General features: G+C 51.0%; 1 rRNA gene. It reads right to left on the bottom strand.

The window, feature by feature from the left end:
* A 16S ribosomal RNA gene (locus WFI24_RS34300) occupies positions 1 to 239 on the bottom strand; the annotation flags it as partial.

Below are 239 nucleotides of genomic sequence, written 5' to 3'. Positions count from 1 at the left end.
TGCTGGCAACTAAATATAAGGGTTGCGCTCGTTGCGGGACTTAACCCAACATCTCACGACACGAGCTGACGACAACCATGCACCACCTGTCTCCTCTGTCCCGAAGGAAAGGTACATCTCTGTACCGATCAGAGGGATGTCAAGACCTGGTAAGGTTCTTCGCGTTGCTTCGAATTAAACCACATACTCCACTGCTTGTGCGGGTCCCCGTCAATTCCTTTGAGTTTCAGTCTTGCGAC

The organism is Paenibacillus sp. USHLN196 (genome assembly GCF_037144955.1).
GTDB classification, from domain to species: Bacteria; Bacillota; Bacilli; order Paenibacillales; family Paenibacillaceae; genus Paenibacillus; species Paenibacillus xylanexedens_C.
Note: the sequence above shows the minus strand (reverse complement) of the source record. Positions and strands in the feature narration are given on the sequence as shown.